The 16,236-nt window shown below is 47.5% G+C and carries 13 protein-coding genes and 1 tRNA gene; 4 read left to right on the top strand and 10 right to left on the bottom strand.

The window, feature by feature from the left end:
• Positions 1-123 (top strand): transposase (locus VIM72_RS03355; protein WP_332001468.1); only part of this gene is annotated, 123 nt, incomplete at its 5' end.
• A 111-nt stretch (positions 124-234) separates the two neighbouring features.
• Here VIM72_RS03355 and VIM72_RS03360 read toward each other — a convergent pair.
• The 4 genes from VIM72_RS03360 to hflX all read right to left on the bottom strand — a co-directional run bounded on the left by VIM72_RS03360 (position 235) and on the right by hflX (position 3,671).
• Positions 235-308: transfer RNA gene (locus VIM72_RS03360), tRNA-Asn, on the bottom strand.
• A gap of 138 nt (positions 309-446) precedes the next feature.
• The gene (locus tag VIM72_RS03365; protein WP_332001456.1) at positions 447-2,069 is read right to left on the bottom strand and encodes an ArnT family glycosyltransferase; all 1,623 of its coding nucleotides are present in this window, start codon (positions 2,067-2,069) and stop codon (positions 447-449) included.
• A gap of 70 nt (positions 2,070-2,139) precedes the next feature.
• Positions 2,140-2,481, bottom strand: a complete 342-nt coding sequence (locus VIM72_RS03370; protein ID WP_332001457.1) for a Rieske (2Fe-2S) protein — start codon at positions 2,479-2,481, stop codon at positions 2,140-2,142.
• Complete coding sequence (hflX, locus tag VIM72_RS03375) at positions 2,481-3,671, bottom strand: GTPase HflX (protein ID WP_332001458.1); 1,191 nt, start codon at positions 3,669-3,671, stop codon at positions 2,481-2,483. Before hflX ends, VIM72_RS03370 begins: the two co-directional genes overlap by 1 nt.
• A gap of 135 nt (positions 3,672-3,806) precedes the next feature.
• On the opposite strand from hflX, the gene VIM72_RS03380 reads away from it, so the two are divergent.
• Positions 3,807-5,792, top strand: a complete 1,986-nt coding sequence (locus VIM72_RS03380) for a S9 family peptidase (RefSeq protein WP_332001459.1) — start codon at positions 3,807-3,809, stop codon at positions 5,790-5,792.
• Positions 5,793-5,803: 11 nt separating this feature from the next.
• The gene (locus VIM72_RS03385; protein WP_332001460.1) at positions 5,804-6,580 is read left to right on the top strand and encodes an enoyl-CoA hydratase-related protein; all 777 of its coding nucleotides are present in this window, start codon (positions 5,804-5,806) and stop codon (positions 6,578-6,580) included.
• A gap of 77 nt (positions 6,581-6,657) precedes the next feature.
• Here the strand turns inward: VIM72_RS03385 and VIM72_RS03390 are convergent, their stop codons facing one another.
• Entirely contained in the window at positions 6,658-7,362 is a 705-nt protein-coding gene (locus VIM72_RS03390) for a porin family protein (protein WP_332001461.1), read from the bottom strand.
• A gap of 283 nt (positions 7,363-7,645) precedes the next feature.
• On the opposite strand from VIM72_RS03390, the gene VIM72_RS03395 reads away from it, so the two are divergent.
• Entirely contained in the window at positions 7,646-10,588 is a 2,943-nt protein-coding gene (locus VIM72_RS03395; RefSeq protein WP_332001462.1) for a PAS domain S-box protein, read from the top strand.
• A 5-nt stretch (positions 10,589-10,593) separates the two neighbouring features.
• On the opposite strand, the gene VIM72_RS03400 is transcribed toward VIM72_RS03395, so the two are convergent.
• The 5 genes from VIM72_RS03400 to kdpB form a co-directional block, all read right to left on the bottom strand.
• Positions 10,594-12,288, bottom strand: coding sequence for an ATP-binding protein (locus VIM72_RS03400; RefSeq protein ID WP_332001463.1), 1,695 nt, complete (start codon positions 12,286-12,288; stop codon positions 10,594-10,596).
• Positions 12,285-13,409 (bottom strand): sensor protein KdpD, encoded by a 1,125-nt coding sequence (locus tag VIM72_RS03405; RefSeq protein ID WP_332001464.1) that lies wholly within the window; start codon positions 13,407-13,409, stop codon positions 12,285-12,287. The genes VIM72_RS03400 and VIM72_RS03405 overlap by 4 nt, the downstream gene beginning before the upstream one ends.
• Before the next feature lie 10 nt (positions 13,410-13,419).
• Positions 13,420-14,502, bottom strand: a complete 1,083-nt coding sequence (locus VIM72_RS03410; protein ID WP_332001465.1) for a porin — start codon at positions 14,500-14,502, stop codon at positions 13,420-13,422.
• Between the two features lie 113 nt (positions 14,503-14,615).
• Entirely contained in the window at positions 14,616-15,179 is a 564-nt protein-coding gene (kdpC, locus tag VIM72_RS03415; RefSeq protein WP_332001466.1) for a potassium-transporting ATPase subunit KdpC, read from the bottom strand.
• Positions 15,180-15,204: 25 nt separating this feature from the next.
• Positions 15,205-16,236, bottom strand: a 1,032-nt coding sequence (gene kdpB / locus VIM72_RS03420; protein ID WP_332001467.1) for a potassium-transporting ATPase subunit KdpB, incomplete at its 5' end; no start/stop codon positions are given.

Below are 16,236 nucleotides of genomic sequence, written 5' to 3' on the forward strand. Positions count from 1 at the left end.
AATAGAGCTACAAATGCCGCCGCAGAATCTTTCAATGCAAAAATAAAGTCCTTTAGAAACGCCCTAAGAGGGGTTCGGGATGTAGAATTCTTTCTTTACAGATTGACTAAACTGTATGCTTAAAAATTATGGAGATCCCCCCGACTTTTCAACTTGATCCCACTTGATCCGATATATGGTGATATAATTGCTAAATATAAAAAAGGCCTGCATTTCTGCAAGCCTTCTTCTCTGCTCCCCCTGCTGGACTTGAACCAGCGACCCTCTGATTAACAGTCAGATGCTCTAACCAACTGAGCTAAGGAGGAGTATTTCCCTCATCGTTTACGCGATTTGGGATTGCAAAAATAGGGAAATTTTCATTTTTGCAAAATCTTATTTCATTTTTCTAGGAAATTTTTTGAGAAATCTCATGAAACCCGTATCCAATGGGGCTTGAGACAAACCTACTTTTTCACTTCCACCAGCTGCCTTTCCCCCAATGCACCCGCCCGCGTTGCCTTCCGGACAAATGGCAGATCCAGTTTACTCACATAAAAATGTGGGAACGACCTGATAACAGTACAGGTATATCCCTGCTGCTGCAACGAAGCCACCGCATCAGGAGTGGTGAAAATGACCCCGGAAGCGGAATCAGGGCGAAGCACCTGCGCCTGCAAATAAAAATCGAATGCGTAGGAATTCGCCTGGTACAGCCCTATGCTTTTACCAGGCAGATAGGTGTTAGCATAAGCAGCAGCCGTACTTCCGCTCTGGTACTGCATCATATCGGGGTATAAAATGGTATTCAGGTACAGGTTCAGCAAAATACTGATGGAAATAGTCCGGTAAAATACGGCCTGCCGGGTAGATTTATCCAGCCAGTAATGCAGCAAAAGGTAAAGCAGGAGCAAGGCTCCGGCCAGCAGCAGCCAGGCGTAATGCATGGCCGGCTTGTATAAAAGATCGATCACCACGCCGGCAACAGCTACCAGGATGATGATGACATACTGCGTAACCCGGAAGAATTTCAGTCCTTTTTCCGTGTGCAGCGATAAAATATACTGTGCGGTCAGGATCGCAAAAAAGGGGAAAATGATGTTCAGGTAGTGCGGGAGCTGGAAACGGGAGAGCGAAAACAGCGCAAATGTAGCCAGGGCTGCGCAAATGCAGTAATACTCCTTTTGTTGTTTCCATTTTTTTATAAAGATGATAACCGCAGCATACAGCATTACCGACCAGGGGAGAAATGCCCAGAGGAGGGTATGGAAGAAGAAGAACGGATCGCCGGAACCCTTGATAGGCCCGGTATTCATAAAGCGGCCGAACTGGCTGTCCCAGAAGAAAAAGCGAAGCCCTGATACGCCGGTAGCTCCGAATACAATTTTCTCGGGGTGCTGGTCAAACTGCTGGTACAGGGCATACAGTTCGGGGGTAATGAAAAGGCCAATTAATAGGGCTGTTATAGCCCAGCGCCAGTGAAACAGCTCCTTCCAGTTGCGCGTAAACAGCAAATGGCCGCCAATAGCGGCGCAAACAGGCACCAGCGCAAACATTCCCTTCGTCATGATGGCAAAGGCGGTAAAAAAGGCTCCCAACAAAATGCTACGCCGATAAAAATGATATACTGCGGCGATGATCAGCCCGGTAAGATAAGGTTCCGCCCGTACATCATTATTGGAGATCACGAGGTGTTCGGCGGTAAGCAGGATGCACACTGCCCAGCGGGCCACTTTTTCATCATACAAATGAAAGGCAAAGCGGTAGGTATACCAGGCTCCCATCAATAAAAAAAGAATAGCGGGCAGTTTATACGACCAGGTATGGATACCAAAAAGCTGAAAGCTAACCGCAGCCATCCAGAAAGGGAAGTGAGGCTTATCCAGCCAGTCGTGGCCATCGGCATAAAGGTTCCAGTAATCATGTTTAATCACCATTGTTTTGGCGATACCGGCATACAGCGCGCCGTCGGGTTCCAGGATCGGTACAAACAGGGCACTGAATTGTAATAGTACCAGCATGGCGATGATAAGCAGCCATACTTGTTTCTCAGATAGAACAAATGAGCGTGTAACAGTTGTAGTCAGCATAACGAAAAGTTACAGGCATATACCGGTTACTTCAAATACGACGGTCACACTTAACAAAAAAATAACTGCTTTACCAGAACCAGCCGCTTTTCTCCATGCCCAGCCAGGGCCCGTCTTCACGCTGTTCTATAGGATATGTTTTCAGATAGTATCCTTCTCCGCTGCTGTTATAGCCATTCTTAAGACTGAATTTATAACGGTGCAACGGGCATACAATATTACCGGCAGCGTCTATTACCCCATCGGCCATAATGCCACCGGCATGCGGGCACTTATATGCAAAGGCGAAAAGCTGCCCCTGGTGCAGGGTACAGCAGATCTTTTTCCCGTTTACCTCCAGTACGCTGATCTCTTTCTCTGCAAAGGGCAAACGGCCTTCTTCCAGTTTATACCAGGAATATTCTTTGGCCATTAGTAGAAGAATTCAGTTTTGTAAGGGAAGCGGTCCCTGTACAATTGGGTTACTTTGTCAAGGATCGTTTTACGCAATTCATCGATGTTCCTTTTTTCCAGCGCGGAAATGAACACACAGTTTCCCTGTGTTTTGGTTTCCCATTGCAGTTTCAGGTTATCCAGGATGTCTTGTTTTACTTCCGGTTCCAGCCATTTATCAAAGGTGTTGGCCTCGTAAAGGTCCATCTTGTTAAAGATCAGGATGGTGGGCTTTTCAAACGCCTTCAGCTCCTGCAGCGTGCGGTTCACCACTTCAATCTGCTCTTCGTACTGCGGATGGGAAATGTCTACCACGTGGATGAGGATATCGCTTTCACGTACTTCATCCAGCGTTGATTTGAAGCTTTCCACCAGGTGATGGGGGAGTTTACGGATAAACCCTACGGTGTCGCTGAGCAGGAATGGCGTTTGCTCAAATACCACTTTGCGGGTGGTAGTATCCAATGTAGCAAACAGTTTGTTTTCCGCAAACACTTCACTTTTACTGAGCAGGTTCATGAGCGTGCTTTTACCCACGTTGGTATAACCTACCAGTGCCACACGGATAAATTCGCCACGTTCCTTACGCTGGGTAAGGGATTGCCGGTCTATATCCTCCAGCCGTTTACGGAGGAGCGCTATTTTATCCTTTACGATACGGCGGTCTGTTTCAATTTCCGTTTCCCCAGGCCCCCTGCTGCCGATACCGCCTCCCTGTCTTTCCAGGTGGCTCCACATACCACGCAGTCGCGGCAGGATGTACTGGTACTGCGCCAGTTCTACCTGCACTCTTGCCTGGGCTGTACGTGCGCGTCTTGCAAAAATATCCAGGATCAGGTCACTCCGGTCTATTACTTTCACCTTGAGCACCTTTTCAATATTAGCGATCTGAGAGCCGGTCAGCTCATCATCAAATATAACGAGTGATATATCCCTCCCTGCAATAAACTGCTGGATCTCTTCCAGCTTGCCTTTTCCTACAAAGGTGGCCCTGTCGGGATGGGCCAGCCGCTGGGTAAAGCGCTTAACAGTGGCAGCACCTGCGGTTTCCGCCAGGAACACCAGCTCATCCAGGAATTCATTTACCTGGCGCTCTGTCTGGTCTTTGGTGATAACGCCTACTATAACGGCCCTTTCCTCTTTTTGTACTACCTGTTTTTTCTCAATCAAGTTATTTCAGAATTTGGAGCAAATTTACAGAGAATTTAATCGCTAAGCCATTTCTTCCTACATTTACCCGATCCAAAACAACCTTTCGACATCATGTTTAAACCTTTTTTACTGACAGGACTATTAATATCAACTATGGCAGTAGCCCAGGATAAGATGACACCCGAATTGCTATGGCAACTTGGACGGGTGAGCGGGGAGGCGTTGAGCGCTGACGGGAAAACCGTTATCTATGGCGTATCCCAGGTCAATATGACAGAAAACAAAAGCGAAAAGAACCTCTACGCTATTCCACTGGCGGGCGGCGCTCCGAAGCAGCTTACCCAAACACCCGGTGCAGAGGGCGATGTAGCCATATTGCCCGGGAATAAGATTGGGTTTTCCCTGAAAGGGCAATGGTATGAAATGAACGCCGATGGCTCCGATCCGGTACAGAAAACCAACGTGGAAGGCGGCATGCAGAATATCCGTATTTCTCCCGACGGGAAGCATATTTTGTTTTCGAAAGAGGTGAAAATAAAGAAGATCTCCGGCAGCGATCATTACACGGATCTCCCGAAATCCAACGTACAGATCTATGATAACCTGAACTACCGCCACTGGGATACCTGGGAAGACGGCAGTTTTTCACATGTTTTTTATGCCACTTACAACAATGGCGAAGTGGGTACTCCCATAGATATTATGGCCGAAGAACCGTATGATTGCCCGCAGATGCCTTCCGGCGGCCCTGAAGATATGATCTGGAGCCAGGATGGAAAAAGTGTGATCTATGTTTGTAAGAAGAAATTCGGGAAAGATTACGCAGTCAGCACCAACACTGATATCTACGAATATAACCTTACCACTAAAACCACGCGCAACCTTTCCGAAGGAATGATGGGCTATGATGTGGCGCCGGCTTTCAGCCAGGATGGCAAATACCTTACCTGGTTAAGCATGGCCCGTGATGGTTATGAGGCCGACAAAAATGACGTGATCATCATGGACCGCGCTACCGGCGTTATTACCAACCTCACCAAAGGATGGGATGGTACGGCTGCATCCTCCCGCTTCAGCAGCGATGGGAAAAAAATATACTTCCTTGCCGTGATTAAAGGCACCGAACAGCTGCTGGAGATCACCCTGCAAAAAAATATCGCGCAAACAACGGGAAAGCATATACGCCAGGTGACCACCGGCGATTTTGATATCAACGATATGCTGGCACAATCCGGTAATACAATGATAGTGTCCCGCACAGATATGAACCACGCAGCGGAACTGTTTACCGTAGACCTGCAGAAAGGCGCCGTTACACCGCTTACCAGTGTAAATAAAGCCGCTTATGATAAAATAGGCATGTGCAAAATTGAAAAACGCTGGGTAAAAACTACTGATGGCAAGGATATGCTTACCTGGGTGATTTTTCCGCCGGATTTTGATCCCGCAAAAAAATATCCTACCCTGCTATATTGCCAGGGCGGTCCTCAATCGGCTGTATCCCAGTTTTACTCTTACCGCTGGAATTTCCAGCTCATGGCCTCCCAGGGCTACATCGTGGTGGCCCCCAACAGGAGGGGCATGCCGGGGCATGGCGTAGAGTGGAATGCCTCCATCAGCAAGGATTGGGGCGGACAACCTATCAGGGATTACCTGAGCGCCATTGATGATGTAAGCAAGGAAAACTATGTGGATAAAGCCCGCCTGGGCGCTGTAGGCGCCAGTTACGGCGGTTATTCCGTATATATGCTGGCAGGCGTGCACGAAAACCGCTTTAAAAGCTTTATTGCCCACGATGGCTTATTTGACCTGAAAAGCTGGTACGGCACTACGGAGGAACTCTGGTTTGCCAACTGGGACATCGGCGCTTACTGGGATGCTGCCAATGCCAACAGCTACAGGCATTTCAACCCAAGTGAATATGCCAATAAATGGAACACGCCGATCCTTATCATCCAGGGTGGCATCGACTTCCGCGTTCCTATTGAACAGGGGCTGCAGGCCTTCCAGCTGGCGCAACTGAAAGGGATCAAAAGCAAACTGCTGTATTTCCCCGAAGAAAATCACTGGGTGCTGAAACCGCAGAACGCCATTGTATGGCAACGCGAATTCTTTAACTGGCTGAAAGAAACCCTGTAAATCATATTATCATGGCTGCTTTATTATTGGATGTCCGGGATGGTATAGCTACCATCACTTTAAACAGACCTGAAGTATACAATGCCTTCAATGACCCGCTCAGCTATGAGCTGCAGGACGCGTTAAAGAAAGCGGAAAAAGATCCGGCAGTGCGGGTGGTAGTGTTAACGGGCGCCGGGAAGGCTTTCAGCAGCGGGCAGGATCTCAAGGCGTCTATGGAGTCGGGGAAGCGTGATTTAAGCGAATCGCTACGCAAGCGCTATAATCCTATTATACGCGCCATCCGCAACATGCCCAAGCCGGTTATCTGCCGGCTCAATGGCGTGGCCGCCGGCGCAGGATGCTCCATTGCACTGGCCTGCGATTTGATTATTGCCAGCGAAGAAGCTACCATGATAGAGATCTTTGTGAACATTGCCCTGGTGCTTGATTCCGGTTCCTCCTATTTCCTGCCCCGTACCGTTGGCTACCACCGGGCCTTTGAACTGGCTACCAAAGCCAGTAAGATCCCCGCGGCGGAAGCGTTGAAAATGGGGCTGGTAAACAAAGTAGTGCCCGCAGCAGAACTGGATGCCGCCGTACAGGCGGAAGCCGCTTATTACGCTGCCGCACCTACGAAAGCCATTGCACTCATGAAAAAAATGCTTGCCAAGGGCATGACAGACAACCTGGATGAAGTGCTCGAATATGAGGCCTTTTGCCAGGAAATTGCCGGCCACTCTGCCGATAATGCAGAAGGGGTCCAGGCTTTCCTCGAAAAAAGAAAGCCGGTATTTAAAGGAGAGTAAAACAACCGCTCCCATCATCTTCCAATAAAAAACGGCCCGGATACAATACCCGGGCCGTTTTCTTTATGTAGGAATTATTACAATCCGCTTAAACAGATACCGATCTGGTAAGGCCTGATATCCAGGTTGTTGCTGGCATTGTCTTTCAGCAACGGGTTCAGGGAATATGCGCCAAACAGGGCAAAGTTACCATAACCTACGCGGGCAGTAGCGGCAAAGCGCCATGGGTTAAAAAATCCCCTGTTGGCATCTTTATCAATATCCTTGCTGCCATTGGCGCCGGTATATTTAATTTTGGTATGGGCATCTACCAGGGCGCCCACTTTCACACCTATAGCAGCTTTAAAGCCCTTGTTGGCGTTATCCGGCACGCTGCGATACCTTAATTCAATAGGAATTTCGAGGTAAGTGGTGGCTACTTTATTCTTTTTAGCAGTGGAAGTAGGGAAAGACACCTGGTTACGGTTCAGTTTTCCCTGGATATCCATGGTATGATCTTTCAGGTAAACGCCACTGGTACTAAAACCCAAACCCGCTGCCATGCTCAATTTGGATTTCTTGAACGGGAAGTCGTACATCAGGGCGATATTAAAACCCCTGTTAAGGCCGCTCTTAATACTGTCAGGCGCACCTGCCCAGCCATCGTATGATAACTGTATCATCAAAAAGTCGTTGGAATGGGTAACTTTATTAACCGCTTTATTCATCGGCGAGCCACCATCCTGCGCAAAAACTCCAATAGAAACAGCTATCAGACCCAGGGTAAAAATTATTTTCTTCATATATTATACATACTTAGGAAAAAGAATATTAGGCAAATATAATGGAATGATTGTAACACAATTGGTTAAAATATTGCAAAAACATTCATCCCGATAATACATTCACAGGCCGAAAGTAACAGAAAAACAGATATCGGCCACCATAATCTTTTCCTGATCTCCACGTTATACTGAATAAGATGAACAACAATATTGCCGCAAAATATCCTAATTTGAATAAATAATCCATCACTACGCCCATAACCCCTGCCAATGCTATTAAAGAGTCGTTGAAAATGTACGCATGAAAAAAATTGCAAATACGGTATTGGTACTTATCCTGGTAGTATTCATGGCGCTCATGGGTTTTGTGTACTATGCCTGGATGGTTAAAAAAAGAAGCAGAAGTTCCGCTGAAAGCATCATACAAACCAACCTTCTGATCGATAAAGTAAGACATGTAGCGATGCTGGATAATAATTATACCGGCAGCATCCGTGATATGTTGCTGATGAACCAGGCTACCATACCGGCAGCTAACTATGCCTTGCCAGATAGTATGCTGCACCTCCTGAAGACTGTTGCCGCCAGCATGCCCGGTGATACAGCTTCTCAAAAAATACTGGACAACTTCGGTATGCTTCTCCAAAGAAAAATTAATTACAACAAGCGTATCCTTGCCCTGGCATCCTCCCAACCAGCTCAAGCCAGGCAACTGGCGATCGCACCTGAAAACGCCCTGTTCCGCGACAGTGTAAGAAAAGAGGTAAATAATTTTATGCGGGAAAGCCGGAGTAAACTGGTTGCACGGATAGATAAAGACAACCGTTACACCCTGTACTCGTTCTGGACAACCATCACCATCAGCCTGTTTACCCTTGTACTGTTACTGGGCGAATCGCGCTATCTGTACCGGATGTTCAAAAAGCAAAAGCGAAGGAACAACCAGTTGTACAAAAGAGAGCAATCTTTCCTTCGACTGGCAGAAGAAACAGAACTGATCCTGTACAAATCGCAGGTAAACGGGATCTTTACCTACGTGAGTAAACGCGCCGCGGAAATGACAGGCTACACCAATACAGAACTGGTAGGCAAACACTACTCCCTGTTCCTGGACGAGCCTACCTGGAAGCGGCTGGAGGCATTTTACATGAACCAGGTGAAAACCGGCGACGATTATACATCGCAGGAGTTTGAGATCATTACGCGGTCAGGCGCAAAAAAATGGGTGGAGCAAATGGCCGCCCTGGTGTATGGAGAAGACGGCCGCGTAAAGGAATTCCAGTGTATTGTAAGGGATATCGATAAGGAAAAAAGGAACGAAGACCAGGTAATGTATCTCCAGGAACGGCTGGACGCTATTATCGACTTTATGCCATCAATGATGTTCATAAAAGATATGCCCGGAAAATACCTGCTCGTGAACAACCGGTTCTCCGAAGTACACGGCGTAGATAAAAAGGACATTATCGGTAAAACAGATGCAGAACTGCCTTACGATTGGGTACAACGGTATACCGCTCTTGACCAGGAGGTAATTTCAACCGGCAACAGGATTAAATCAGAACAAAGCTTTACTGTTAATGATAAAACCTATCACTTCCTCATCACCAAATTCCCGCTCAGGAATCCTGATGGTGAAATGATCGGCATCTGTGGCATTGGACAGGACTTTACAGAAAAGAACAACTATATCGCCGCCATTGAAAATGCCAATAACCTGGCACAGGAAGCCATCAGCGCACAGGAAATGTTCCTGGCCAATATGAGCCACGAAATTCGTACCCCCATGAACGGTATTATTGGTATGACCAACCTCCTGATGCAGCAAAGCCAGCTGTCGCCCCTGCAACTGGAATACACCGGCGCCATTAAAACATCCGCTAACCGCCTGCTGGTGATCATCAATGAAATCCTCGACTTTTCAAAAATAAAAGCAGGTAAACTACTGCTGCTCCGGGAGCCATTCGATATTTACGAGGTAATTGACAATGCTCTCTTCCCCCTGAAACTCCAGGCGCAGCAAAAAGGATTATCATTTTTTGATGAGATAGATAAGGCGATCCCGCCTTACATGCTGGGAGATGAGGTGCGCCTTCAGCAGATACTCACCAACCTCGTGGAAAACGCCATTAAATTCACACCCGTTGGTAAAATAAGCGTGAAAGTATCGCTGGTAAAAGAAGACGCCAGCGCGCTCCGGCTGGGCTTCGAAATAAAAGATACCGGTATTGGCATAGATCCGGAACAACACGAACTGATCTTTAAAAGCTTCTCCCAGACACATGCCGGCAATACCCGCAAGTTTGGCGGCACCGGCCTGGGATTAGCCATCACACAGGAGCTCATTACACTTCAGCATGGATTTATCCGGGTAAACAGCCAGCTGAATGAAGGCGCTACCTTTTACTTTGAATTGCCATTCGACCGGAACAATGAAAACATTACCGGCAAAGATGAGAAAGGGCACCTGCATCACATAGAAAAGCCATTACAGGGAAAAACCATACTGGTGGTTGAAGACGACGACATTAACCAACAGGTGGTATTCCATACACTACGCAACGCCGGCGCCAGAACGGATGTGGTGAACAGCGGTAAATGGGCCCTTGAAATGCTGGACTATAAACAGTACGATTGTATTATCATGGATATACAAATGCCCGGAATGGACGGGTACCAGGCTACACAGGCCATCCGCGCAAAAGGCATTCAAACTTACATGATCGCGATGACCGCCTCCGCGCTGAAAGGAGAAAAGGACCGCTGCCTGGAGGCAGGTATGAATGACTATATTTCAAAACCATTTGACCGCGCCGACCTCTTTCATAAGATCCTGAAAGGGTTGGGAGAGAAGGCGCCGGAACCCGCTCCCATAAAAGAAGAGACGGTAGATGCTCCCCTCGGCGAACTGAATTTTTCTGCGGTGTACAGCATGATGTCGGGCGAGAAAGAGCATGTAAAAATAATGCTGGAAGAGCTCATGGATAGCATTCCCCAGAAATTTTCAGAGATGAACCAGCTGGTGGCAGAAAAAGACTGGCAACCACTTTATATGCTGGCGCACCAGATGAAATTTAACCTGAATATGGCAGGGATGCAGTATGCATCGGAAGTTGCCTGGTCTATTGAAAGGGATGCCAGGCTGGAAGAGCACCTCGACAGCATCCCCACCCGGCTGCAGGAAATTATGGACATCTATTACCGGCATGCACATCTTGTAAAAGCACATATTGAACAAGCCTGAAAAATTTACGCTTCCGGTAATGTAAAATAAAACTGGCTGCCTTTTCCTTCCTCGCTGTTTACGCCAATGATGCCTCCCTGGGCTTCAATAAATTCCTTTGAAATGGCCAGCCCCAGCCCGTTTCCCTGGCCCTTCATTCCCGGCACCTGGAAAAATCTTTCAAAAATTTTACTCCTGAAAGCTTCGGGAATGCCTTTCCCATAATCCTGCACCACAAAGGATAACATTTCTGTTCCGGTAGACGTTACTACCAGGTCTATAGCAGCTCCATGAGCGGAGTAGCGGATAGCGTTGGTTAACAGGTTTACCAGTACCCAGGCGGTTTTTTCCACATCTGCCAACACCTTTGGTAAAGTATCAGGCACCTGTGTGCGGATAGTAATTTCCCGCTGCGCGGCCTGTTTCTGTACGGTATCCATGGCGTATTGCACAATACTCATAGCCGTAACGGGCTGTGGCTGCAGTTGTATATTACCGCTTTCCACCTGCGACAGGTCCAGCAGCTCGCTCACAATTTTTATCATGCGGCGGTTGTCCTGCTTCAGGCTGTCCACCAACTCTTTCTGCTCTGCGCTAAGCACACCCGTGCGTTCATCTTCCAAAAGCTTAATGCTGAAGTCCGACGCCGCCAGTGGCGTTTTCAGCTCATGTGAAATAGTGGCAATGAAATGTGTTTTCGCAATATCCTGCTCTTTGAAGGTGGTAATATTCCGCAGGATCACTACATAGCCTATACGTTTTTCTTCATACCGGATATCTGTTGTTTCCCTGGTGAAGAAACATTCCTTTCCATCCACGACTATTTTAAGCGGCGCATTTTCATTTGTATTCACGAGGAAACGCAGCAGGTCGTTCCGTTTGGAGATTTCCTCCGCCGCCTGCCCGATCAGGTCTTTCTCCGGCATGTTCAGCAGTTGCAAGGCAGGGGTATTGGCAAACAGGATCACATTATTCACATCAAACCCTATGGTGGCGTCTTTCAGGCTGCTGATCACGGCTTCCGCGCGTTGTTTTTCAAACACAATACGTGCAAGATTACTATGTTCATATTCATCCAGCCGTTGGGCCATTGTATTAAACGCAGTGGCCAGATCGCCGAATTCATCGCCGGATTTAAAGTAAAGACGTTTGCCATATTGTCTGTTGGCAATATCTTTTATGCCCTGTGTGAGCGCGTCTATAGGGTTGGCAATATAACCAGGGAAGTTATAAACAAAAGTAAAACCCAACACAAAACAAAGACCGCTGATAATAGCGATATATAGCAATGCGTTGTCCGCCGTTTTCTTTACTTTCTCGTTTTTACCTACAATAGCCATCATATTAAGATCCATGATGGTATAGATATTTTTCTTGATGGCGCTTATTTCTACGGTAGAATCCTTCTGCAACAGTTCAAAAATGCGGGCTACCGCTGCCGTGGCATCTTTCTCGCCTCTTTCTGTTACGTTGGCCTGCTGCTTTTTCAGGTTATCGGAAAAAGTTTGCATAGCTGCTGCACGATGAGCGGGCAGATCTTCCAAAGCTACCAGCATATTTTTCGAGTATTCCAGCGATTCATAGTTATCCTTGAGAATAAACTTCGCCTTTTCGTTCAGGCGGTTCAGATAGTAATAGCCCAGTACGCTCACCACCAGCAGCATGATGTACAGGAACAATACCCCAAGCGTAATCTTTGTTTTTAATCTGAACGTGCTCATGATAATATGATAATATCGATATCGTTGGAAGAAAGCGTTTTCAACAACTGGTTAAACAGGTTAGTGCGCAAAATGATCCGGAAAAGATTGATATGCGGTTTTCCCATACATATAGTAGTGACCCGTTTTTCCAATGCAATGTTAATAATAGCTTCCGATACTTTGGCGTTGTGCTCCTGTATAACCTCCGCACCCAGTTCTGTTGCGAGTTTCAGGTTATTAATAAGATGGCGTTGCGCAGCCAGTGCTATTTTATCGGCGCTCTCGCCAGGGGTTTGTACATACAATACAAACCAATCGGCATGATAATAAGCGGCCAGCCTTGCTGTTTTGCGGATCACTTTCCGGGCTACTTCGTCGTTGGTGGAAATGCAGGCCAGGAAGCTCTCATGGCGCATCTGCAGGTTGCGCGGAATCTGTATCTCCACTTTCCTCTCCACCTGTGTGGTTACTTCCTTCAAGGCCAGTTCCCGCAACTGCAGGATCTTATCTGCCTGGAAAAAATTACTCAGGGCACTCTCTACTTTGGAGCGGTCGTAGATCTTACCTTCTTTCAGGCGGGTGATCAGCTCATCGGCGGTGAGGTCGATGTTCACTACTTCATCGGCCATTTGCAGCACCAGGTCCGGCACACGCTCCTGCACTTCCACACCGGTGATGGACTTCACTTCCTGGTTAATGCTTTCAATATGCTGGATGTTTACGGCAGAAATAACATTGATCCCTGCATTCAGCAGGTCTACCACATCCTGCCAGCGTTTTTCATTTTTAGAGCCGGGTATGTTGCTATGGGCCAGTTCATCCACCACCACCCAATCGGGCGCCAGCAGCAGGATGGTAGAGAGATCCATTTCTTCCAGCATTTTCCCTTTATAGAATACCTGCCTGCGGGGTATCTGGGGCAGGCCATCCAGCAGGGCATGCGTTTCCGCACGCCCATGGGTTTCGATATAACCGATCTGGATATTCACCCCGTTCCTTAACATGGTATGCGCTTCCTGCAGCATGCGGTAGGTTTTACCTACACCAGCGCTCATACCGATATAGATCTTAAACTTTCCCCTGCCGGCGCGATTGGCCAGGTTAAGAAACTGTTGTACGGAGTGTTCTTTTTCTGTCATTATTATTTGGTTAGAACCATACTGCCAATGAGGCTGTAATAGCAGTATTGGTATTTTTCAGCGTTGTTCCTTTCATGAATGTTTTATCCTTTCCATCAAAAGTTCTGCCTTCCAGCCTGAACATTACATTATTTACCGGTGTGAAATCAAGGTTAAGCGAGTAGCCGGTAGTTTGAAAGCCATCCGGTGTACCGGTACTGATAATAACACCATTTTGATCGTTGTAGTGTTCCACACGGCCCGCCATTGCAAATTTATCTGTAAATGCGTACCTGGCAATTACAACAGGACTGTACCAGCTGTTGAGGTCCGACGATCCTTTGGCCTTTTGCTGCAATCCGTAGTCGAAACCTGCAATGAGGCTGAATTTATCTGTTATACTAAAGGTACCATAAACATTATTAAAGTAGCGCATCTGGCGTACACTGTCAGGCAGATCATTCCCGATATAAGTGCTCCAGTTGAGCAATATTTTTGACGTTGGCTTAAAGGTAATTTGTGTACCAAAAGAAGGGGTTTGGTTGCCATCCACCTTTTTGATCCTTTGCCATCCGTTCAGGTACATGGCGGCAAACGACCATTTATCATTCGGCGTCCAGGTTACTTTGGCGCCGGTTTCGTAATAAGGTGAGTTTTCTGCCAGGATGCTGCGTGTAAGGGTGGGGCAATCTTTCCCGATGGCGCTTTCAAAACCGATATGCGCAGGCATTACGCCCGCATCGATCCAAACGTTTTTACCCACGCGGATACCTACGTTAGCTTCGTATACATACTGCATAAGGGTAGGTTCTGCGGCCAGGTTGTATTGCGGATAGGTGCCTGCCATCAGTCCTACGTTGGCCCGTATCCTGTCTGACGTGTAAGCAGCCTTCACCATTGCCAGGTTAAGGTTTAATTCGTTATGACGGTTGTAGTTGTACAGGAACCCGGGCTTTGTGTGATTCTCCGGGTTGTTCAGGTCATAGCTGTAATAGGCTTCGGCATAGCCGGAAAAGGTTACTTTTCCTTTCTCTTTTTCTTGTGGCGGAGCATCCTGTGCAAACATAGTAATAGCAGCTGCCAGGGCGCCGGCCAGTAATAAAATTTTCTTCATTTTAAATATATAGGTTCGCGTGAGTTGAATCACTGGTAACCTGCTGCGACAGATTACCAGCCAAGAGATTTTCACAGGACATTCACAGGTTAAAGGAATAAAAGGACAGCGTCTTATTTCATATCATCGAGCGCTATGTTCAGCTTTAACACATTTACAGTAGATAAACCAAACAGCCCCATTAAAGGCCCCTGGGTATTAGCGTCGATCAGTTGTTTCAGTTTATCGGCTGGGATACCTCTTAACTTCGCCACACGTGGTACCTGTATATAAGCCGCAGCTGGAGTGAGGTGTGGGTCTAATCCGCTGGCAGAAGCGGTAACCAGTTCTGCAGGGATGTCCTCTTTTTTAATATCAGGATTATGCACCATAAAGGTATCGATCCTTTCCTGCACTGTTTTCAGGTAATCCGGGTTACCGGCCGCCTTATTGGAACCACCGGAACCGGCGGCGTTATAATCTACGGTAGAAGGGCGGGGCTGGAAATATTTATCGTCACTGAATTTCTGTGCAATGTTTTCATAACCCACTACTCTTCCGTTATGTGTTACTTTGATACCATCGCCGCCGCCGGGAGCCATTTTGGCTACAGCGGCAATGAACAGCGGATATAATCCTCCCAGTAATACCACGAGTAAAGCAGTGAGTTTTACAGAAGGCCAAAGATATTTTTTCATCTCTTTAAATTTTATCAGTTTATAATTACATGAAAAGCGCTATCAGCATATCAATCAGTTTAATACCGATGAAAGGCGCTATGATACCGCCTACACCGTAGATCAGCAGGTTGCGGCGAAGCAACGCACTGGCGCCGATCGGCTTGTAAGCCACCCCGCGTAATGCCAGCGGGATCAGCATCGGGATGATGATAGCATTAAATATCACCGCGCTCAGGATGGCTGTTTCAGGGCTGTGGAGTTTCATAATATTGATACCTTGTAACGCAGGTATAGATGCCACAAACAAGGCAGGAACGATAGCGAAATATTTTGCTACGTCGTTGGCGATGGAGAAGGTGGTGAGAGTGCCGCGTGTCATCAGCAATTGCTTACCGATTTCCACAATTTCAATCAGCTTGGTAGGATCGTTGTCCAGGTCCACCATGTTACCGGCCTCTTTGGCTGCCTGCGTGCCACTGTTCATGGCTACGCCTACATCGGCCTGGGCCAGGGCAGGAGCATCGTTGGTGCCGTCGCCCATCATAGCTACCAGGCGGCCTTCGTTCTGTTCCTTGCGGATATAGCTCATTTTATCTTCCGGTTTGGCTTCCGCAATGAAGTCGTCCACACCGGCTTTGGTGGCAATATATTTGGCAGTAAGCGGGTTATCGCCGGTTACCATCACCGTTTTTACGCCCATTTTACGAAGGCGGTCGAAACGCTCGCTGATACCGGGTTTAATGATATCCTGCAATTCTATCACTCCCTGTACTTTGCTGTTGAGCGCTACCACCAGTGGCGTACCGCCGTCTTTTGAAATAGATTCTACTTTAGCCAGTGTTTCAGCGGGGAAAGAAAATCCTTCTTTCTCTGCCAACCGGCGTATAGCATCATAAGCGCCTTTGCGGATACGGCTGCCATCGGGCAGATCGATACCGCTGCTACGGGTTTCCGCGGTGAATTTCACCAGGCTGGCCCCACTTACAGATAATTTACTCACCACTTCCTTGCCTGCCAGTTCCACGATGGATTTACCTTCCGGCGTTTCATCGGATAAAGAGCTGAGTGCGCAGAG

The organism is Chitinophaga sp., from assembly GCF_036569185.1.
GTDB lineage: Bacteria > Bacteroidota > Bacteroidia > Chitinophagales > Chitinophagaceae > Chitinophaga.